The organism is Pseudonocardia oceanicola (assembly GCF_047200735.1).
GTDB lineage: Bacteria > Actinomycetota > Actinomycetes > Mycobacteriales > Pseudonocardiaceae > Pseudonocardia.
The window spans coordinates 94,199-114,328 of sequence record NZ_JBJZON010000015.1 but is presented as its reverse complement, the minus strand read 5'-3'; the positions used below and the strand labels follow the sequence as shown (position 1 = coordinate 114,328).

The window sequence follows — 20,130 nt, the reverse complement described above, 5'->3', positions numbered from 1 at the left end:
CACTCGCGGGATCACGAGCAGGATCACGGCGGGGCGTCCCGGGGCTGCCGTGCACAGGACGACGGTCATGCGGGGACCGACGAGCGGCCACCGACGACGTCCGGTGAGCCGCGGGCCCTTCCGCGGAGCGTGAAACCCCGTGGCCGATGACCTTTGCGTCCGGATAGCGTCACCACGTACGTGAGATCCACGTGCGCCCCTCGATCGGAGAACCCCGCATGACCGCGCCCGACGCACCCCCGAGTCCCGTCGAGGTGCCCCGCTCCGCCTCCACGGTCATCTGGCTGCTGGTCGGCTCGGCGTTCGTCATGATCCTCAACGAGACGATCATGAGCGTGGCCCTGCCCGTCCTGGTGGTCGACCTCGACGTCAGCGTCGGCACGGCACAGTGGCTGACCAGCGGATTCCTGCTGACCATGTCGGTCGTCATCCCGATCACCGGGTACCTGCTGCAGCGGCTGACGCCGCGGACCGTCTACCTCACCTCGATGTCGCTGTTCAGCCTCGGCACCCTGATCTCCGCGGTCGCGCCCGGGTTCGGCCTGCTGCTGACCGGACGGGTGGTCCAGGCGCTCGGCACGGCGGTGATGCTGCCCCTGCTGATGACCTCGGTGATCCGCCTCGTCCCGGCCGAGAGCCGCGGCGCGAAGATGGGCTCGATCAGCCTGGTCATCGCCGTCGCGCCGGCCATCGGCCCGACCCTCTCCGGGATCATCCTGTCCGCGCTGAGCTGGCGGTGGATGTTCCTGATCGTGCTGCCGATCGCCCTGCTCGCGCTGGCGGCCGGGGCGGCGTGGCTGAGGCTCGACGGCGAGACCCGGGCGATCCCGCTGGACTGGCTGTCGGTGGTGCTGTCCGCGCTCGCGTTCGGCGGGCTGGTCTTCGGCCTGTCGACGATCGGCGAGTCGGCCCGCGGCGAGGCCCACGTTCCGCCGTGGCTGCCGATCGTCGTCGGCGTGGTCGCGCTGGCCCTGTTCGTGGTGCGTCAGCTCCGCCTGCAGCCCACCGGGACGGCGCTGCTCGACCTGCGGCCGCTCGCCCACCGCTCGTTCACGGTGCCGCTGGTGCTCGTGATCCTCGGCATGATGTCGCTGTTCGGCGTGCTGATCCTGCTGCCGCTGTTCATGCAGGACGTGCTCGGGGTGTCGGCCTTCGTGACCGGCCTCGCCGTGCTGCCGGGTGGCCTGGTCATGGGACTGCTCGGCCCGTTCGTCGGGCGGCTCTACGACAGGGTGGGCGCCCGGCCGCTGGTGCTGCCCGGGGCCGTGGTGCTCGCGCTGTCGTTGTGGGGCTTCACCACCGTCGGCGGGACGACGCCGGTGCTCATGCTGGTCGGGCTGCACGTCGTGCTGGTCGTCGGGCTGTCCTTCATGTTCACGCCGTTGATGACGGACGCGCTGGGCAAGCTGCCCGGCGAGCTGGATTCCTACGGCAGCGCCATCCTGGCCACGCTGCAGCAGGTCGCCGGGGCGGCGGGCACGGCGCTCTTCGTCACGCTGATGGTCGTCTTCGCCACCACGCCGGACGTGGCGGCCGACCTCACCGGCGCCCGGGCGGCCTTCCTCTGCGCCGCGATCATCGCCACGATCGCCGTGCCGGTGTCGCTGCTGGTCGGCGGGAAGAAGCCGGCACCCGCCGGGGCCCGACCACCGGGGTGACCGGCGTTCCCGCCCGGACCTGCCAAACGGGAGCGCCGTTCGCCCGGGTCAGGCCAGGCGGGTCATGTGCACCGCGACGTCGAGCGCCTCGGCCGAGCCGCCGGAGTAGATGCCCTTGAGCGGCGAGACGTCGGCGTAGTCGCGGCCGACGGCGACCCACACGTGCCGGTGCCCGATCGGGATGCCGTTGGTCGGGTCGAAGCCCCACCAGCCGCCCGTGCGGGCCTCGATCCATGCGTGTGACTGCCCGGACACCGTCTCGCCGACCGCGACCTCCTGCCGCGGCAGCAGGTACCCGGACACGTACCGGGCCGGGATCCCCATCTCGCGCAACAGCACCAGGGTGAGGTGCGCGTAGTCCTGGCAGACCCCCTTGCCCGCCTGCCAGGCCTCGGTGGCCGAGGTGTGCACGCCCGTCGTCCCGGCCTGGTAGGTCATGGTGTCGCGGACCCGCTCGCACGCGGCGAGCACGGCGTCGGCCGGCTCCCGGCCCTTCCTCAGGGTCGTCGCGACCCGGGCCAGCTCCGCGTCGCGCCCGACGTACTCGGTGAACTCGAGCATCTCGGTGTACCGGTCGCGGACGGCCTCCGACGCCAGGTCCTCCCAGGTCGCGTCGCGGACCGGCTCGGTCGCGTCGCCGGTCTCGACCACCGACGTGCCGGTCACCAGCAGCTCGGTGTGCGGCGCGTGCAGGTCGAACGCCGTGACCGTCGTACCCCAGTAGTCCTCGTAGCGGTAGGCACGGGTCGCCGGCACCGTCTCCACCCGGCTCACGATCACGTTCTGGTGCGAGTCGCTGCGCGGGGTCAGCCGCACCTCGTTGTAGGTCTCGTGCACCGGCGAGCTGTACTTGTAGCCCGTCTCGTGCACGACCCTCACCCGCCAGCCCATCGTCAGACCACCTCCGGCGCGGTCCACGCGACCCAGGGGGCGGCGTGGAAGAACTGCAGCGAGACGGCCTCGCCGACCTTCTGGATCGTCTCCTGCAGCGACAGCAGCTGGGCCGGCAGGTCGTCGAGCAGTTCCTCGGGGCGGAGGAACTCCAGCTCGCTGCGGGCCCGCCCGAGCAGCCGCAGCGCCTCGGCCTGCGCACCGACCCGGGCCGTCGGCCGCTGGTCCAGTTGCTGCAGGCAGGTCTCGGCCTCCCGCAGCGAGGAGAACACCGACCGCGGGAACAGCCGATCCATCAGCATGAACTGCGCGACCCGCACGGCGTCGACGGCGCCGCGGTAGGTGCGCAGGTAGGTGTCCTGGGCGCCGGCTGAGCGCAGCACCGACAACCAGCCCGGCGAGCCCATCCGGTCCGAGACCCGGGACAGCAGCAGCCGCACCACCATGTCGACCCGCTCCACGGAGCGGCCGAGCAGGTAGAAGCGCCACGAGTCGTCCCTGCTCATGGTCGAGGCGGCGAGCCCGGAGAACATCGCCGCCCGGTCCTCGATGTAGCTGAAGAAGGCGTGCGGCCCCACCCAGCGGGCGTACCGCTGCCGCTCCGGCAGCGCGTTCCACGTGGCGTTGAGGCACTCGAACATCTCCGACGACACGACCTCGCGCGCGCCGCGGGCGTTCTCCCGGGCGCTGGAGATCGAGGAGACGATCGAGCCGGGGGTGTCGGCGGAGTAGCCGAGCACCTCGGTCAGCGAGAAGGCGTCGAGCGGCTCGTCCGTGCCGGGGTCGACGCCCATCACGCCCAGCAGCCGGCGGGCGGCCACGTCGACGTCGATGGTGGCGTCCTCGAGCAGCTGGTGGACGGAGACGTCGAGGATGCGGGCGGTGTCGTCGGCGCGCTCGACGTAGCGGCCGATCCAGTAGAGGGACTCGGCGTTGCGGGCGAGCATCAGCCCAGCACCTCCGCCCGACGCAGCACCTGCTCCTGGCGCATTCCGCCGAGCTCCTGGACCTGGCGGCCCTGTTGTTGCTGCTGCTGTTGCTGTTGCTGTTGGCCGAGGGTGAGCTCCGGGCCCTGCTCGGCGGCCGGGCCGCGGGCGGGGGCCTTCGCCGCGATCCCCCGCTCGCCCAGCTCCCGCTCGGCCTCGCTCGAGCGGCTCGCCGCGAGCACCCAGGTGTCCTTCGAGCCGCCGCCCTGGCTGGAGTTCACCACGAGGCTGCCCTTGGGCAGGGCCACCCGGGTCAGGCCGCCGGGCAGCACGAAGACGTCCTCGCCGTCGTTGACCGCGAACGGTCGCAGGTCGACGTGCCGCGGCACGAGCCGGTCCTCCACCTTCGTGGGCACGGTCGACAGCTGGACGACGGGCTGGGCGATCCAGCCACGCGGATCGTCCACGATCGCCTTGCGCGCCGTCTTCAGCTCCTCGGCGGTCGCGTTCGGCCCGAACAGGATCCCGTAGCCGCCGGAGCCCTCGACCGGCTTGAGCACCAGCTCGTCGAGCGTGTCGAGGACGTGCCCGCGCTCCTCGTCCAGCCAGCAGCGGAAGGTGCTGACGTTCGGGATGACCGGCTTCTCGTCGAGGTAGTACTTGATCATCTGCGGGACGTAGGTGTAGACGAGCTTGTCGTCGCCCACCCCGTTGCCGACGGCGTTGGCGATCACGACGTTGCCCGCGCGAGCGGCGTTCATGATCCCCGCGACGCCCAGCACGCTCGTCGGCGTGAACTGCAACGGGTCCAGGAAGTCGTCGTCGATGCGCCGGTAGACGACGTCGACCTGCTGCTCGCCCTCGGTCGTGCGCATGTAGACCACGTTGTCGCGGCAGAACAGGTCCCGGCCCTCGACGAGCTCGACACCCATCTGCCGGGCCAGCAGCGAGTGCTCGAAGTAGGCGGAGTTGTAGACGCCCGGGGTCAGCACGACGACGGTCGGGTCCGCGACGTTGGGTGCCGCGGCCGCGCGCAGGGCGAACAGGAGGTGGGTCGAGTAGTCGCCGACCGCGCGCACCCGCTGGCGGGTGAACAGGTCGGGGAAGACCCGCGCCATCGTGCGGCGGTTCTCCATCACGTAGGACACGCCGGAGGGGTTGCGCAGGTTGTCCTCCAGCACCCGGAACGTGCCCTCCTGGTCGCGGACCAGGTCGATGCCCGCGACGTGGATACGCACGCCGTTGGGCGGGTTGAGCAGGTGGGCCGCCCGCTTGAAGTGCTCGCAGCTGGTGATCAGCCGGCGCGGGAGCACGCCGTCGCGCACGATCTGGGCGTCGTTGTAGACGTCGGCGAGGAACGCCTCGAGGGCCTTCACCCGCTGCACGATCCCGCGCTGGAGCCGGCTCCACTCGCTCGCGCTGATCACCCGCGGCACGATGTCCAGCGGGAACGGGCGCTCCTTGCCGGACAGGCTGAACGTGATGCCCTGGTCCATGTATGCCCGGTCGAGCGCCTCCGAACGCGCGGCCAGGTCGGCGGCGGCGGTGGGGGCGATCGCGTCGTGCAGGTGCCGGTACGGCGCACGGACGCTGCCGTCGGCGTTGAACATCTCGTCGAACGCGTCCGGGTTCGGCCGGTCGGGCTCGAGGTAGCCGTCGAACAGGGCGGAACCCCCGGCCCGGCCCGTCCCGTTCGAGCCGGACCCGTCCGTGGCAGCGGTCTCGTCGTCCTGTGCGGGTCGTTCGCCCATCCGTACTGGTCTCCGGTCCACTGCTCGGCTCACGGGGGTCATCTTGACCGTTCCCCCTGGGCCGGGCCAACTTCAGCCGTGCTACGTCCGCGTTACGGAGCGTCGTCGGGCGCGCCGGGCTGCGGCGCGCCCGCCGGTTCGGGGGCTCGTCGAGTCCGGGCCCCCGGTTCGTCGACACAGCCGCTGCTGGTGGACACGGAGGGCCGGCGCACCGTCACCGCGACACCTGGACCGACCGGCTGGTCGCGGTGGTCAGCGAGGCGGTGCGGCGCCATCCTCCCGCCGCGCGGCGCGTCCGGCCGGCGTCGTGCCCCGGGCGTGCGAGAGTGGATCGTGGCCCGCGCAGACGGAGCTCGCGACGTCGACCACGAGAGCCGAGCACGGGCCCGTGCAGGCGTCGTCCGGCCCGGGTTGTAGCATGGACGACCGAGTGCTCGGCGTGCTCGCTCGCATCGGTGGAGAACCGGTCGGGGTCGCCTGAGCCCCCCGATACGTACCAGCACCAGGAAGACTCGAGGCACACCAGCGTGGCGAACATCAAGTCCCAGATCAAGCGGGTCAAGACCAACGAGAAGCGCCGTCAGCGCAACAAGTCGGTCAAGTCGTCGGTCAAGACCGCGATCCGCAAGTTCCGCGAGGCCGCCGAGGCCGGCGAGACCGAGAAGGCCGTCGAGCTGCAGCGCGCAGCCGCTCGCGCCCTCGACAAGGCCGCGGGCAAGGGCGTGATCCACAAGAACCAGGCCGCCAACCGCAAGGCGGCCATCGCCAAGCGCGTCGCCAAGATCGGCGCGTGATCCGCGGGCGCGATCCGCGCCCGCGCAGGCTCCCGGGCTCCCCGGTCGAGCATCCCGTCGACGGCGCTGCCTTTTCCCGTGAGGCAGCGCCGTCGACGCGTTCTCAGCAGTACGGCCGCCGTGCACCACGTGCGTCACGGCGGCCCGACTGGCGCAGGAGCCCTGGGACAGTGGTGCATCAAGGCCTGATCACGCACGTCCGAGCCCAGCCCGAGCGCCTTATGGTTCCATAACGCACCTTCGAGCCCCGGCCTGAGCGCGTTATGGCTCCACAACACACTTCCCAGGCCCCGCCGAGCGCATTATGGCTCCATAACGCACCTTCAAGCCGCGCCCCAGCGCGTCATGGCGCCATGAGGGTCGGCCGGGAGGTGCTGGCCGCGCCGGCGGCGGGGTCAGCCGGTGCCGCGCGCGTCGACGACCGCGAGGACCGCGCGCTCCAGGGCGTAGGCGGGGTCGGCGGCCGCGCCCTTCACGTCCGCGTTGACCTGCGCCGCCGCCGCCATCGCGGTCGCGATACCGGCCGGCCGCCAGGCGCGCACCTGCCCCTGCGCCTTACGGATCTTCCAGGGTGGCATGCCGAGGCTGCCCGCCAGGCGGTTGGGGTCGCCCCGGCCGGCCGCACCGACCTTGGCGAGGGTGCGCACGGCGTCGGCCAGCGCGTCGGCCACCAGGACCGGGGCGACGCCGAGCACGAGCGCCCAGCGCAACGCCTCCAGCGCTCCCGCTCGCTCCCCGGCCACCGCCTTGTCCGCCACCGCGAACCCCGACGACTCCGCCCGTCCGCGGTGGTACCGGCGTACGGCGCGGCCGTCGACCTGCCCACCCGTGTCGGAGACCAGCTGGTTCGCGGCCGACGCCAACTCCCGCAGGTCCGAGCCGACCGCCTCGAGAAGCACGCCCACGGCCTCGGCGGTGATGGTGCCGCCGGCCCGGCGCACCTCGGTGCGCACGAAGTCGGCCCGCTCGTCGGCCCGGGTGAGCCGGTCGCACCTGGTGACGACCGCGCCGGCCTTGCGCAGGTCGTCGGCCAGCTGTTTCCCGCGGGCGCCGCCCGCGTGCACCGCGACGAGCACGATCCCGTCGGCCGGCTCGGCGGCGTACGCCAGGACGGCCGCCGCGAGGTCCTTGCCCGCCTCGTGCGCCCCCTGGATCACCACGACCCGGCCCTCCGCGAACAACGAGGGGCTCAGGTGCCCGACCAGCTCCCCCGGGCTCAGCTCGGCGGGCCGGAACCGGCGGATGTCCGTCTCGGGATCCACCGCCCGGGCGGTCCGGAGGATCTCGCTGACGGCCCGCTCGAGCAGCAGCTCCTCCTCGCCCACGACGAGCTGCACGGGGCCGGGCGGCTTCGTGGCCGGCATGGGCGGAGCTCCTCTCGCACGCGTCCCGCGGTGCGGCACCGGGACCCGTCGGCCCGGGCCCGCCCGTCATCGTCGCGCACGGCACCGACGATCCGTGACACGCCTCCCACATCGTGGCGCCTGGTGGCACGGTGCGAGCCCGGTGCCGTAACGTGCACGTCATCCGGATCGATCCGGCCGCCGCGCTCGCTCCCCGTACGGGGCCCGCTCGGCACAACCGCATATGGCTCATCCAGAGGGGCAGAGGGAACGGCCCGGCGAAGCCCCGGCAACCGGCGTCGAACGACGATCCGCGTGCGCACCGATCCGGTGCGGGCACGTCGACGGACCAGGTGCCAATTCCGGCCCGCGCCAGCGGGACAGATGAGGAGATCTGATGACTCTCACTGCAGACACGCCTGCCAGCACCACCCTCGACCTCGGCTCCGCCCGCGCGCTGTCCTGTCGCGAGTGCGGCCACCAGACGCCGCTCGCCGCGGAGTTCGCCTGTCCGCAGTGTTTCGGTCCGCTCGAGATCGCGTACGACTTCCCGCAGGTCACGCGGGAGTCGATCGAGTCCGGCCCCACGTCGATCTGGCGCTACAAGGACCTCCTCCCCGTCCCGTCGAACGTCCGGTCCTTCCCGAACACCGAGCCCGGCTTCACCCGCCTGATCCAGGCGGACCGGCTCGCCGCCGAACTCGGGCTCCGCAAGCTCTGGGTGAAGGACGACACCGGCAACCCCACCCACTCCTTCAAGGACCGGGTCGTGGCCGTCGCCCTCGCCGCCGCGCGCGAGCTGGGTTTCTCCGTCCTCTGCTGCCCCTCCACCGGCAACCTGGCCAACGCCGTCGCCGCGGCGGCCGCCCGCGCCGGGTGGGACTCGGTCGTGCTGGTCCCCTCCTCCCTGGAGCAGGCGAAGATCACCACCACGGCGGTCTACGGCGGCACCCTGCTCGCCGTCGACGGCAACTACGACGACGTGAACCGCCTGGCCACCGAGCTCGCCGCCGAGCACGAGGAGTGGGCGTTCGTGAACGTGAACGTCCGCCCGTACTACGCCGAGGGCTCGAAGACCCTGGGCTACGAGGTCGCCGAGCAGCTCGGCTGGCGCCTGCCCGACCAGATCGTCGTCCCGGTCGCCTCCGGCTCGCAGCTGACCAAGGTCGACAAGGGCTTCGGCGAGTTCGTGAAGCTCGGCCTGGTCGACGAGAAGCCCTACACGATCTTCGGCGCCCAGGCCACCGGCTGCTCGCCCGTCGCCGCGGCCTTCGAGCAGGGCCACGACGTCATCCAGCCCGTCCGGCCGGACACCATCGCGCGCTCGCTGGCGATCGGCAATCCCGCCGACGGCCCGTACGTCCTCGACTCCGTGCGCCGCACCGGCGGCGCCGTCGGCCACGTGACCGACGAGGAGGTCGTCGAGGGCATCCGGCTGCTCGCCCGCACCGAGGGCGTGTTCGCCGAGACCGCGGGCGGCGTCACCGTCGCGACGGCGAAGAAGCTGATCGAGGCCGGCGCGATCGACCCGGACGCCGAGACCGTCCTGCTGATCACCGGCGACGGGCTCAAGACGCTCGACGCCGTGTCCGCCCACGCCCGCCCGACCGCGACCGTGCCGTCGACCAGCACGGCCGTCCGCGAGGCGCTCGAGGGCCACTGACCCGACACGCCAGGACCACGACCGGGCCCGGAGGACGCGTTCCTCCGGGCCCGTCGTCGTCCCGACGGTCCGGCGGCGGGTGCGACGGCCCCCGCGGGAGCGCCGCGGGGCCGGGAGCGGGTCCCCGCGGGCGACCAGTTCGTCGTCGCGCGTGAAGGCCACGTCGCCGGACTGGTCCGTGCGCCGCACGACCGCCCCCGACGCCGTCAGGAGATCCAGCAGGCCCGGGTTCGGGTGCCGATAGGAGTTGCCCGCACCCACGCTGACGAGGGCGACCCGCGGCGCGACGGCCCGCAGGAAGTCCGGGCTGGTCGAGCGGGAGCCGTGGTGGGGCACCTTGAGCACCTCCGCCCGCAGGTCCGCGCCGCTGTGCAGGAGGTCGGCCTGGGCGTCGAGCTCCACGTCGCCGGTCAGCAGGATGCGCCCGGCCGGTGTGGTCGCGCGGAGCACCACGGACGTGTTGTTCACGGCGGTGCCGTCCTCGCCGTCGACGTACTCGGGAGCGCGCTCCGGGGCCAGGACGTCGAGCGTGAGCGCGGGCCAGGCGAGGCGCCGGCCCGCGGTCAGCTCGAGCACCGGCGCGCCGGCCTCCGCGGCCTGCTGCGCGATCCGCCGCAGGGCCCCGGCCGGCTCGTGCGCCGGCCCCAGTGCGACCCCGCCGGCCGCCCGACCGCGCAGCGCGCCCGCGAGACCGCCCATGTGGTCGGCGTGCAGGTGCGTGACCACCACGAGCGCCAGCGCGTCGACGCCGAGGCGGCGCAGACAGGCGTCCGTGGGGCCGTCGTCGGGACCGACGTCGACGAGGACCGCCTGGCCGGGAACGCCCGTGGCGAGGACGAGCGCGTCGCCCTGGCCGACGTCGCAGGCGACCACGACCCAGTCCGGGGGCGGCCAGCCGGGGCGGATCACGCGGGTGGGCACCAGGACCAGCGCCAGACCGATCACGACCGCGAGGACGAACAGGCGGGAGCGGCGGAACCGGAGGAGCACGACCAGCACCAGGAGCGCACCGGCCAGCAGGAGCGCGCCCCCCACGCCTTCGGGCCAGGGCAGCACCGCTCCGGGGATGGCCGCGGCGCGGTCGGCCACCAGCACGAGCCACGCGACCGCCGGCCCGGCGAGCCACGCGCACGCGGTGGCCGCCCCGGGCGCCAGCGGTGAGACCACGGCGGCGAGCACCCCCAGGACCGTCGCCGGGGCGACCGCCGGCACCACCAGCAGGTTCGCCAGCACGGTGACGACGCTGAGCTGGCCGCTCAGACCGGCGATCAGCGGAGCCGTGGCGACACACGCGGCCGCCGGGACCGCGAGCATCTCCGCGACGCCCTGGGGGACACCGCGCCTCTGTAGTGCGGCGGCCCAGCCGGGGGCGACCAGGACGAGCGCGGCCGTCGCGAGGACGGACAGGGCGAAGCCGACGTCGACCGCGAGCGCCGGGTCGATCACCAACAGCACGAGCACCGCCGCCGCCAGGGCCGGGACCGCGGACCGGCCGCGCCCGAGGGCGAGCGCGAGCAGCACGATGCCGCCCATCACGGCGGCACGTACGACACTGGGTGACGGCCGTGCGAGCACGACGAAGGCGAGGACGGCGGCCCCGGCCAGCGCCGCGGCGAGGCGCGGATCCGCCCGCAACAGCCGGAGCAGCCCGAGCACGGCACCACCGACGATCGCGAGGTTCGCGCCGGAGACCGCCGTGAGGTGCGTGAGGCCGGCGGCGCGGAAGTCCTCCTCGACCTCCGTGGTCTGCGCGCGGGTGTCGCCGACCGCGAGCCCGGGCAGCAGGCCCGCGGAGTCCTCCGGCAGGACCGCTGCCGCCCGCCGCAGCCCGTCCCGGAGCGTGCCGGCCGCGGTCTGCCACCATGGCGGCGGGGTCGCCGCCACGGGTGCCCCGCGGACCCGCAGGACCGCGAGGGTGAGGTCGGCGCGCTGGGCGGGCAGGAGCAGCCCCTCGACGGTGACCGTCTGCCCCGGGAGGAGGGCGCCCCAGCCCTCCGCGGGCGCCAGCAGCAGCACGCGACCGCCCGACCGCCACTCCCCCGCACCGACCGCCACGTTCTCCAGATCCGCCTCGACCAGCAGCCGGTCGGCGCCGAAGTCGGCGCCGTAGGCCGGACCGCGCAGCGGACGCGGGTCGTCGGTCAGCGTGACGCGCAGGATCGCGGCCGATCCGCGCTCGGCGGCCGCACGCAGCGGGTGGTCGTGGACCAGGAGTGCCTCCAGGCCGGCGGGCAGGCCCACCGCCAGGGCACATCCGGCGGCCGCGAGTGCGGCGGAGCGGGTGCGTCCGGAGACCCGCCGCCGCGTCGTCGCGACCATCGCGGCGAGGGCGACGCCGCACGCGGCGAGAGCGGCGAACGGGCCGCCGAGCACCGCGCAGAGCACCGCCGTCCAGGCGGCGAGGGCCGCGGGCACGAGTCGCAGGTCCGGCCGGGCCCGCGGTTCCTCGGCGACCGCGCGGCGATCCTCCCGCGTCCTCACACCGTCACCAGGTCCCGGAGCTGCGCGAACCGGCGCTCGCCGATACCCTCCACCTCGCGCAACTGATCGACCCGCGCGAAGCGGCCGTTGCGGGTGCGCCAGTCGAGGATGCGCTGGGCGGTGACCGGACCGACACCGGGCAGCCCGTCGAGCTGCTCGACCGTCGCGCGGTTCAGATCGACCCTGCCCGCGACGGTCGCGCCGGCGTCACCCCCCGCCGGTGCCGGGCCCGCCTGCGTGCCGCCGGCGTCGGGAGCAGCGGGCACGCCGACCGCCACCTGTTCCCCGTCGGCCACCCGCCGCGCCAGGTTGACGATGCCGAGATCGGTTCCGGGCAGGGCGCCGCCCGCCGCCTCGAGGACGTCGGCCACACGTGACCCGTCCGGCACCCGCACGAGGCCGGGCCGCCGGACCTTTCCCGTCACGCTGACGACCAGCTCGGTGGGGGTGGCCGTCGGCGGCGGCGCCGAGCTGCGCGTGCTCGACTCCGCCGCGCTGTCCAGCGACACGGCGGGGAGCGGCGGGATCTGCTCGGGACGCGGGCGGGTGCTCCACACGCCGACGGCCGCCACGACGGCTGCCACCGCGGCGACCAGGACCAGGGCGAGCGCGCCGGCGCGGCCGGGGTCCAGGCGGGAGCCGCGCCACGCCGCCGGGACCCAGCGGGCGGCGACCCGCACGTGCCGGCCCGGCCGGCTGCCCGGGTCGTGGGAGCCGCGCGCTCCGTCGGGCCACTCGTCCGCGGGCCCGGCGTCGTCCTCGACTGCGGCATCGACTGCGGCACCGACGGCGGCACCGGGGGCGGCACCGGGGGCGGCACCGACGACGGCAGGCTCGTCCATCCCGGCGAGCAGCGCGGCGAAGTGCGGATTGCCCGTGGGCCCACCCGCGCGGTGCCTGCCCGGCGCGGGCACGGGACCGGCGGAGACGGGCAGCGGGACGGTGGGCGGATCCTCGTCGGCCGCAGCTCGACGCGGCAGCGCCGGGCGGGAGACCGGTGGGAGAGGCGGGTGGTGGGACGCGCGAGTGTTCTCGCCGACGATCCCGCTCGCGGGGTACGGGCGACCCACGGGCGTCCCCAGCAGCGCGGACAGCCGCGCCGCGGATCGGGTGTGCGGGGAGCTCCGTGTCACACCCGCGACGCTAGGTCCGGCGGGCGCGCCTGCCCGGACGAGTTCGTCGCCTGTGGACGGCGGGACCCGGGTGGGGACAGGTCGGCGGCCGCGCGGCCGTGGAGATCGAGGCCGTCGGACGCGCGGCGCAGAATGGGACGGGGTCTGTCGCCGTGCGCATCGGGTTCCGGTCGGCGAGGCCGACCTGCGGCATCGAGGATCGCTCCCAGGTGTCCTGCTCGGGCGGCCACCGGGCGCGGTACCTCCCGGCCACCTCGGCCCGGGCCCACCGCCGGCCGGGGCCTACGCCCGTGGCACGACCACGACCCCGAGCGCTCCGTTGCCCACGTGGGCGCCGATGACCGCACTGATCTCGGAGACCACGGGGCGGGGTGAGCCCGGCAGGCGCTCGGCGAGGCGGTCCGCCAGCTCCTCCGCCCGCTCGGGGACGCCGAGGTGGTGTACCGCGACATCCGCCTCGGCACCGGCGGCGGCGACCGCGTGCTCGACGAGCCGCTGCTGGGCGCGGGCGGAGGTGCGGACCTTCTCGAGGGCCGTGATCCGACCGTCGACCAGGTGCAGCAGCGGCTTGACGGCGAGGACCGTGCCCAGCACGGCGGCCGCGGTCCCGATCCGGCCGCCGCGGCGGAGCCGGTCGAGCTCGTCCACGCAGAAGATCACCCGGCACCGCGCGGCGACGGCCGCCGCGGCGGCCTCGACCTCGGCGGGTTCGGCGCCGCCGGCCGCGGCGCGGTCGGCGGCGAGGACCGCGAACCCCAGGCCCATCCCCATCGCGCGCGAGTCGACGACCCGGATCCTGCCCGGATCGACCTGCTCGGCGGCGTACCGGGCCGCGTCCCACGTCCCCGACAGCTCGCGGGACAGGTGCACCGAGACGACCGCGGACGCGCCCGCGGCGAGCAGTTCGCGGTAGATCTCGGCGAACGCCTCGGGCGTGGGCCGCGAGGTCTGGACGTCGAGCCGCCGGTCGGCGATCGCCGCGCTCAGCTCCCCGGGCCCGATGTCGACCCCGTCGCGCACGACGCGGTCGCCCAGCCGCACCTCGAGGGGGACGACACGGACGTCGCCGGCCAGGGACGACGGCAGGTCGGCCGTCGAGTCGGTCACCACCGCCACTCGGCCGGCCGGCTCCTCGGGGTGCCCCGCGGACCCCGCAGGCCCGACCGTCGGCGGAGCGGACGACGCGGCGATCGCCAGGTCGGATCGCTCGTTCACGGGTGCGGGGCCCGGATCGAGCCCGGTGTCGGACGAGGGGTCGGGCACGGACCGAACCTAGAACCTCGGCAGTCGATCTCCAACCGGCCCGCCGGATCGCGAGCGGGTCCGCCCTCCCGCGCCGGTCACGAGCGGAGCCCCGCCGGCCGGGTCGTCCGCCCGTGGCCGCCGGACGACACGACCGGCGGACCGCTCGCGGGCACGTCCTCCGGCGCCCGCCGGGCCCACTCCCCCCGCAGCAGCTCGGCGAGGGTCTCCCCCACCCGCCGGTGCGCCTCCCAGCCCCAGTGCATCCCGTCGGGGTTGCCGTGCCCGCCCAGGACGTGCCCGGCGACCAGGGTGGGCGCGTCGAGCACCCGCACCCCGTGCGCGTCAGCCCAGGTCCGGGTGGCCCGCTCCGCCGCGGCCCGCCCGGCGTGCGCGCCGCCGTAGACCGCGGCCCGGTGCACCGAGGGGAGCATCGCGACGACCGGGACATCGGGCCGCAGCGCCGTCACCGCGACGCGGCACCGCTCCAGGTACGAGATCGTCAGCCGGGGCGGCAGCGCGACGGGACCTCCGCCGGGCAGCGCCGCGAACACCCGTGACAGCCCCGGCTGGGCCCGCAGGTAGACCTCGCGCACCCCACCGCGCAGGGAACCCGGCCGCAGGACCGGGATCAGCTCCCGCAGCGCCGTCGGCAGCGGCGAGGGCAGCGCGTCCATCCCGCCCACGCCGAGCACCAGCGCGTCGATCCGCGGCATCGCCGCCCAGACCCGGGGATCGTGGGTCAGGGCGTGCCAGGCGTGCCGCGCGGTCCAGCCGATCCCGGCGACGAGCTCCACACGGCCGCCGAGCGCGGTCGCCGCCACCTGCGGCCAGATCCGCGGATGGTCGGCGGGCTCGGCCCGCTCGGGGCCGTGGAACGCGAGCGAGTCGCCCAGGACCAGCAGCTCAGGTGGTGACACCGATGTTGTAGCCGGACAGCCGCCAGCGTGGGTGGTCCGCACGCCGCGCGACGACGGCCCACTTGCAGTTGCCCATGCCGCCGATGATCGGCCAGACGGTCTCGGGCAGGTCCAGCAGCCCGGAGACCAGGCCGCCGATCATCCCGCCGTGCGCCACGATCAGCAGGGACTGCGCGCCGGGCTCCTCGGCCAGGTCGGCGTCGATCTCGTCGACGACGGGCAGCGACCGCCGCACGACGTCCACCCGGGACTCACCGCCCGGCGGGGTCCACCGCGGGTCGCCGCGCCAGTCGGCGATCTGGCCCGGGTAGTCCACCTCGACCTCGTCGACCCGGCGGCCCTGCCATTCCCCGAGGTGCGTCTCGCGCAGCCGCGGGTCGAGCTTGACCGGCAGGCCGAGGACGTCCGCGATCGTGTTCGCGGTGTCGACCGCACGGGACAGGTCGGAGCTGACGATCCGGTCGAAGGGCATCGCGCCGAGCACCGGGGCGGCCCGCAGCGCCTGCTCCCGCCCCTCCTCGGTGAGCTGCGAGTCGATGTGCCCCTGCATGCGGCCGGCGACGTTGTAGTCCGTCTGCCCGTGCCGCAGCAGCACGACCCGGCGCAGCGTCACCCCGACTCCTCGGGCGGGCTGGTGCGGGCCTCGGGGAAGTCGATGGCCGGGCAGTCCTTCCACAGCCGGTCCAGCCCGTAGAACCCGCGCTCCTCGGTGTGCTGGACGTGCACGACGACGTCCGTGTAGTCCAGCAGGACCCACCGCCCCTCGCGGGTGCCCTCCCGACGGGTCGGCTTCACGCCGTGGTCGCGGAGTTTCTCCTCCACCCCGTCGACGATCGCCTGGACCTGCCGCTCGTTGGGCGCCGAGGCGAGGACGAAGCAGTCGGTGATGACGAGCTGCCCGGACACGTCGAGCACGACGATGTCCTGTGCCAGCTTGTCCGCGGCGGCCGCCACCGCCACCCGGGCGATCTCCACCGCCTCTGCCGTTGCCGTCACTCGGCCTCCCTCCGCGACGGCCGGACGTCGGCCTCGCCGGCTCCAGTGTCGCAGGCCGCGCGGGACGGGTCCGGTTCAGGCCGGGATACCGGTCCCGGCGGGTGCGTCCGGGGTGTAGAGCCGACGCTTGGAGATGTACTGGACCACCCCGTCGGGCACCAGGTACCAGACCGGCCGGCCGGCGGCGACCCGGTCCCGGCAGTCCGTCGACGAGATCGCCATGGCCGGCACCTCGACGAGCGTGACCGCGCCCTTCGGCAGGTGCGCGTCGGCCAGCTCGTAGCCGGGGCGGGTGACGCCGACGAAGTGCGCCAGGGTGAACAGCTCGTCGATCTTGCGCCAGGACAGGATCTGGGACAGGGCGTCGGCCCCGGTGATGAAGTACAGCTCGGCGTCCGGCAGGGCGGCGTGGATGTCGGAGAGGGTGTCGGCGGTGTAGGTCGGGCCCGCGCGCTCGATGTCGACCCGGCTGGTGTGGAAGCGGGGGTTCGACGCCGTGGCGATGACCGTCATGAGGTACCGGTCCTCGGCGCGACTCACCGTCCGCGCCGACTTCTGCCACGGCTGTCCGGTCGGCACGAACAGGACCTCGTCGAGCGCGAACCGGTCGGCGACCTCGCTGGCCGCCACCAGGTGGCCGTGGTGGATGGGGTCGAACGTCCCGCCCATCACCCCGATCTTGCGCTGCATCGCGGCAGGATATCCCGCCACGGCGGCCCGTTCAGCCCGCCGGGCGGGGCCCGGCGCCGACCACCCGGCCGCGGGCGCGCTCGCACCGCTCGGCGTACGCCCCTGCGGCGGTGGAGTGCGCCTCGGCGACCTCCGCCGTGTCACCCGTGCCGAGCAGGTCGAACTGCAGACCGCCCCGGAGGTCGGCACGATCTCGCGCGCGATCGTGCCGACCTCCGGGTCCGGGCGGTCGCGTGGAGGGCCTGGTGATCGCCGGTCCGGACCGCACGCGGCCGGAGGTGGCCGTGCACGGTCCCGGACGGCGATCAGCGACGCTCGTAGGCGTGCCGGAACTGCACGCTGATCCGGGCGGCGGCGGCGCGCACCTTGGGCACGCCGTGTTGCCAGGTGCGCTGGCAGGTCCCGCCCATCACCAGCAGGTCGCCGGGACCGGGGAGGAAGCCGACGGAGGCGCCGCCGCCGCGCGGCCGCAGCCGGAAGGGCCGCACCCCGCCCAACGAGATCAGCCCGACGAGCGCGGTGTCCCTCTCCCGGGCCACCCGGTCGCCGTGCCAGGCGACACTGTCCGCGCCGTCGCGGTAGAGGTTGGCGCCGACCTGCGTGAACTCCTCGCCGTAGCGCTCGCTCAGCAGCCGCGCGGCCTCGACGAACACGGGCTCGGGGAGCCCCTGGTCGACGGTCCAGCGGTGGGTGAGGCGCGGCTCGGGCAGCACCCGCTCGTACATCCGGATGTCCCGCTGCGCCCACGGCGTGCTCCCCAGCAGCCGGGCGAACAGCTCGTCCGCGCCGCGGAGCCAGCCGGGCGCCAGGTCCACCCAGGCCCCGGCGCCCAGTTCGTGGCGGACCAGCCCGTGGAAGCCCGGGTCGACCTCGACGGCCGGCGCGCCCGCCTCGAACCCCCCGCCGAACAGGGACGGCTGCCACACCAGGTCCACTCCCATGGCACCGACCCTACCGTTCGTCGAACATCGGTTCGAGTGACGTCGCTCGATCGGCCGTTCCGCCCGCTCCGGATCAGGTCGCCGTGCGAGGGTCGGGACACGCGAAGGGAGACCGCACTGCCGCCCGTCCCGCTGTCCGTGCTGGACACCTCGCCGATCGTCGCCGGCTCCACCGGCCGCCGAGGCGCTGCACCGCACCCTCGACCTCGCCCGCCTGGCCGACGGCCTGGGCTACCGCCGCTACTGGGTGCCCGAGCACCACGGGATGCGGGGCGTCGCGTGCGCGGCGACCGTGCAGGACGCCCTGCAGCGACTCGTCGACGACACCGGGGCGGACGAGCCGGCCCTCACCACCGCCGTGCACGACCACGCCGCACGGCGTCGACCGTACGAGATCTGTGCGACCCTCTGAGATATCCCATAATCCGGAACAAGTTTCCCAACCAATGGTACAGCGGCGTACGGTCCACCCGTGACCACCACACCTGCACGCCGCCGCTGGGTGGTGCTCGTGATCGGCGTTCTCGCACAGACCTCGGCCTGTGCGTTCGTCTACGGCGTCCCGTTCCTGGTGCCGGGTCTGCGCGACGCGATGGGCCTGTCGCTCGCCGCCGCCGGCACCTACGTGGCCGCGCCGACCACCGGACTGCTGCTCACGCTGATCGCATGGGGCGCGGCCGCGGACCGGTTCGGCGAGCGGAGGGTGATGGCGTCGGGGCTGTTGCTGGCGGGCCTCGTCGTCGGCACGGTGGCACTGCTGCCCCACCCCGGGGACACGAGCGTGCTGGGCCTGCTCGCCCTGGGCGGGGCGGCGTCGGCCAGCGTGTTCGCCGCGAGCGGACGCATGATCATGGGCTGGTTCCCGCGGACCGAACGCGGGCTGGCGATGGGCATCCGGCAGACCGCGCAGCCGCTCGGCGTGGCGCTGGCCGGCCTGGTCCTGCCGAGCCTGGCGGAGCGGACCGGCGCGATCGGCGCGCTGATCGTCCCCGCCGCGCTCTGCCTGCTCTCGGCGCTGCTGGTGGTCGCGTTCGCACCGGACCCGGCGCGTCCGCCGCGGCCCGAGGGCGTGCGCGAGGGCTCCCCGTACGGGGCGCCGGTGCTGTGGCGGGTGCACGCCGCGAGCGCGCTGCTGGTCGTCCCCCAGTTCGCGATCAGCGCGTTCGCGACGGAGTACCTGGTGCGCCAGCAGGGCTGGAGCGCCACCGGCGCGGGCGCGTTCGTGGCGGCGATCCAGATCGCGGGCGCGCTCTCCCGCATCGGCTCGGGCGTGTGGTCGGACCGGGTCGGGTCCCGGCTGCGGCCGATGCGCCGGCTCGCGGTGGGCGCGATGCTCGTCCTGCTGGTCTTCGCCCTGGGCGACGCGATGGCGCCCTGGCTGGCGGTCGCCGCCCTGGCCGTCGGCGGGGTCGTCACCGTCGCCGACAACGGGCTGGCCTTCACCGCGGTCGCCGAGATCGCCGGGGCGGCCTGGTCCGGGCGGGCCCTCGGCATCCAGAACACCGGGCAGAACGTGGTGTCGTCGCTGACCCCGGTGGCGCTCGGCGCGGTCGTCGGGGCCGCGGGCTACGCGCTCGGGTTCGTGGTCGCCGCGGCGGCACCACTCGCCGCGATCGCCCTCACCCCGGTGCGGGACGAGCCCGAACCCAGCTGGTGAGTCGTCGGCTCTCAGCGGCGGCTGCGGGTGGCCGCCTCGGCGAGGATCGGCAGGTAGGCGTCGAGCACCCACGGGATCGACAGGACCGAGGGCGACGAGCTGGCCGCGACCCGGTCGGCGCCGACGATCGGGGCGTAGCCGCCCGCCTGCACCGCAGGCATCGCCTGGACGGCCGGCTCGGCGCGGAACGCCGCGTCGAGGTCGGGGGTGCCGAAGAAGCCGACGAGCAGGTCGGACTGCAGCCGCGGGACCAGCTCGGCGCTGACCGTGTAGTACACGGCGTCGCCCGCGGGCGCGTGCTGCTCGACGAAGGGTGCGGAGGTCATGCCCAGGTCCTCCAGCAGCCGGACCCGGACGTCCGTCGGCCGGAAGATGCCGAGCTGCCCGCCGTCCATGCCGCCGGTGTAGGCGAACGTGGCCCCCGCGAGCTGCGGGTACTCCTCGGCGGCGGCCGCCAGCCGGGACTGCGTGACCACGACGAGCTCCTCGGCCCGGGTGCTGCGGCCCAGCGCCCGCCCGGCGATCCGGGTCTGCTCCTGCCAGCTCGTGGCGTACGGCGCGTCGGGGTACGCGACGACGGGCGCGATCCGGGAGAGCGTGTCGTACTCGTCCTGGGTGAGGCCGGAGTAGGTGGCGAGGATCAGGTCGGGCTGCGCGGCCGCGACCTCCTCGAACGCGATCGGTTCCAGGGACCGCCCGACCACCTGCGGCATCGGCTTGCCGGCCAGGGCCTCGCGGACCCACGGGAGCACGCCCTCGGCGTCACCGCCGTAGTCGACGAACGGCATCGCGACGGGCACGACCCCGAGCGCGATCGCCACGTCCTGGTTCGCGGCGCTCACCGTGGCGACGCGGGTGGGCTCGGCCTCGATCGTCGTGGTGCCGAGCCGGTGGGAGATCGTGACGGGGAACTCGCCGCCGGCGGCGGATGCGCCCGCACCGCCCTCGGAGGCGCATCCGGCGACGGTCAGTGCAGCGAGGCCGACCGCGGAGCGGACGAGGGAACGACGGGACAGTACAGGCACTGACGGACTCCGGATCTCG

17 protein-coding genes, 2 pseudogenes and 1 riboswitch are annotated in these 20,130 nt (G+C 74.6%); of the genes and pseudogenes, 6 read left to right on the top strand and 13 right to left on the bottom strand.

What is annotated here, in order from left to right; all coding sequences use genetic code 11:
* The first annotated feature begins 218 nt into the window (after positions 1–218).
* Positions 219–1,658, top strand: coding sequence for a DHA2 family efflux MFS transporter permease subunit (locus tag ACL02T_RS21020; RefSeq protein WP_412832430.1), 1,440 nt, complete (start codon positions 219–221; stop codon positions 1,656–1,658).
* A gap of 48 nt (positions 1,659–1,706) precedes the next feature.
* Here ACL02T_RS21020 and ACL02T_RS21015 read toward each other — a convergent pair whose 3' ends face one another.
* Genes ACL02T_RS21015 through ACL02T_RS21005 form a run of 3 tightly spaced genes read right to left on the bottom strand, consistent with a single transcriptional unit; the run spans position 1,707 to position 5,226 of the window.
* Positions 1,707–2,549 (bottom strand): transglutaminase family protein, encoded by an 843-nt coding sequence (locus ACL02T_RS21015; RefSeq protein ID WP_412832429.1) that lies wholly within the window; start codon positions 2,547–2,549, stop codon positions 1,707–1,709.
* A 2-nt stretch (positions 2,550–2,551) separates the two neighbouring features.
* Positions 2,552–3,496 (bottom strand): alpha-E domain-containing protein, encoded by a 945-nt coding sequence (locus ACL02T_RS21010; protein WP_412832428.1) that lies wholly within the window; start codon positions 3,494–3,496, stop codon positions 2,552–2,554.
* Positions 3,496–5,226 carry a circularly permuted type 2 ATP-grasp protein gene (locus tag ACL02T_RS21005; protein WP_412832427.1) on the bottom strand — a complete coding sequence of 577 codons (1,731 nt, stop codon included), beginning with the start codon at positions 5,224–5,226 and terminating at the stop codon, positions 3,496–3,498. Before ACL02T_RS21005 ends, ACL02T_RS21010 begins: the two co-directional genes overlap by 1 nt.
* Positions 5,227–5,753: 527 nt before the next feature.
* On the opposite strand from ACL02T_RS21005, the gene rpsT reads away from it, so the two are divergent.
* Positions 5,754–6,020, top strand: a complete 267-nt coding sequence (gene rpsT, locus ACL02T_RS21000; protein WP_412832426.1) for a 30S ribosomal protein S20 — start codon at positions 5,754–5,756, stop codon at positions 6,018–6,020.
* Positions 6,021–6,415: 395 nt separating this feature from the next.
* Here the strand turns inward: rpsT and holA are convergent, their stop codons facing one another.
* Positions 6,416–7,384 carry a DNA polymerase III subunit delta gene (holA, locus tag ACL02T_RS20995; protein ID WP_412832425.1) on the bottom strand — a complete coding sequence of 323 codons (969 nt, stop codon included), beginning with the start codon at positions 7,382–7,384 and terminating at the stop codon, positions 6,416–6,418.
* Between the two features lie 225 nt (positions 7,385–7,609).
* Positions 7,610–7,754, top strand: a riboswitch (SAM riboswitch).
* Positions 7,755–7,760: 6 nt separating this feature from the next.
* On the opposite strand from holA, the gene thrC reads away from it, so the two are divergent.
* A complete protein-coding gene (gene thrC / locus ACL02T_RS20990; protein ID WP_412832424.1) occupies positions 7,761–9,026 on the top strand; it encodes a threonine synthase in 1,266 nt (421 codons plus the stop codon).
* Between the two features lie 336 nt (positions 9,027–9,362).
* Here thrC and ACL02T_RS20985 read toward each other — a convergent pair.
* From ACL02T_RS20985 to ACL02T_RS20950, 8 genes and pseudogenes are all read right to left on the bottom strand, one after another.
* Positions 9,363–11,345 (bottom strand): annotated as a pseudogene (locus ACL02T_RS20985) (ComEC/Rec2 family competence protein); the annotation flags it as partial.
* A 158-nt stretch (positions 11,346–11,503) separates the two neighbouring features.
* Positions 11,504–12,640: a ComEA family DNA-binding protein gene (locus ACL02T_RS20980; protein WP_412832423.1), complete on the bottom strand. Its 1,137-nt coding sequence runs from the start codon at positions 12,638–12,640 to the stop codon at positions 11,504–11,506.
* Between the two features lie 282 nt (positions 12,641–12,922).
* Positions 12,923–13,756, bottom strand: a complete 834-nt coding sequence (locus ACL02T_RS20975; RefSeq protein ID WP_412832502.1) for a DegV family protein — start codon at positions 13,754–13,756, stop codon at positions 12,923–12,925.
* A 224-nt stretch (positions 13,757–13,980) separates the two neighbouring features.
* On the bottom strand, positions 13,981–14,802 hold the full coding sequence (gene octT, locus ACL02T_RS20970) for a diglucosylglycerate octanoyltransferase (protein WP_412832422.1): 822 nt from the start codon (positions 14,800–14,802) through the stop codon (positions 13,981–13,983).
* Positions 14,789–15,415: a histidine phosphatase family protein gene (locus ACL02T_RS20965; RefSeq protein ID WP_412832421.1), complete on the bottom strand. Its 627-nt coding sequence runs from the start codon at positions 15,413–15,415 to the stop codon at positions 14,789–14,791. Before ACL02T_RS20965 ends, octT begins: the two co-directional genes overlap by 14 nt.
* On the bottom strand, positions 15,412–15,798 hold the full coding sequence (gene rsfS, locus ACL02T_RS20960; protein ID WP_412832420.1) for a ribosome silencing factor: 387 nt from the start codon (positions 15,796–15,798) through the stop codon (positions 15,412–15,414). Before rsfS ends, ACL02T_RS20965 begins: the two co-directional genes overlap by 4 nt.
* 75 nt (positions 15,799–15,873) lie before the next feature.
* Positions 15,874–16,488 (bottom strand): nicotinate-nucleotide adenylyltransferase, encoded by a 615-nt coding sequence (gene nadD / locus ACL02T_RS20955; RefSeq protein ID WP_412832419.1) that lies wholly within the window; start codon positions 16,486–16,488, stop codon positions 15,874–15,876.
* 305 nt (positions 16,489–16,793) lie between these two features.
* Complete coding sequence (locus ACL02T_RS20950) at positions 16,794–17,429, bottom strand: alpha-ketoglutarate-dependent dioxygenase AlkB (RefSeq protein WP_412832418.1); 636 nt, start codon at positions 17,427–17,429, stop codon at positions 16,794–16,796.
* A gap of 49 nt (positions 17,430–17,478) precedes the next feature.
* Here ACL02T_RS20950 and ACL02T_RS20945 point away from each other — a divergent pair.
* From ACL02T_RS20945 to ACL02T_RS20935, 3 genes and pseudogenes are all read left to right on the top strand, one after another.
* Positions 17,479–17,652, top strand: a pseudogene (locus ACL02T_RS20945) (hypothetical protein); the annotation flags it as partial.
* 24 nt (positions 17,653–17,676) lie between these two features.
* Positions 17,677–17,841, top strand: coding sequence for a hypothetical protein (locus ACL02T_RS20940; RefSeq protein WP_412832417.1), 165 nt, complete (start codon positions 17,677–17,679; stop codon positions 17,839–17,841).
* A 60-nt stretch (positions 17,842–17,901) separates the two neighbouring features.
* Positions 17,902–19,086: an MFS transporter gene (locus tag ACL02T_RS20935; protein WP_412832416.1), complete on the top strand. Its 1,185-nt coding sequence runs from the start codon at positions 17,902–17,904 to the stop codon at positions 19,084–19,086.
* Between the two features lie 11 nt (positions 19,087–19,097).
* On the opposite strand, the gene ACL02T_RS20930 is transcribed toward ACL02T_RS20935, so the two are convergent.
* Positions 19,098–20,111 carry an iron-siderophore ABC transporter substrate-binding protein gene (locus tag ACL02T_RS20930; protein ID WP_412832415.1) on the bottom strand — a complete coding sequence of 338 codons (1,014 nt, stop codon included), beginning with the start codon at positions 20,109–20,111 and terminating at the stop codon, positions 19,098–19,100.
* Positions 20,112–20,130: the final 19 nt, after the last annotated feature.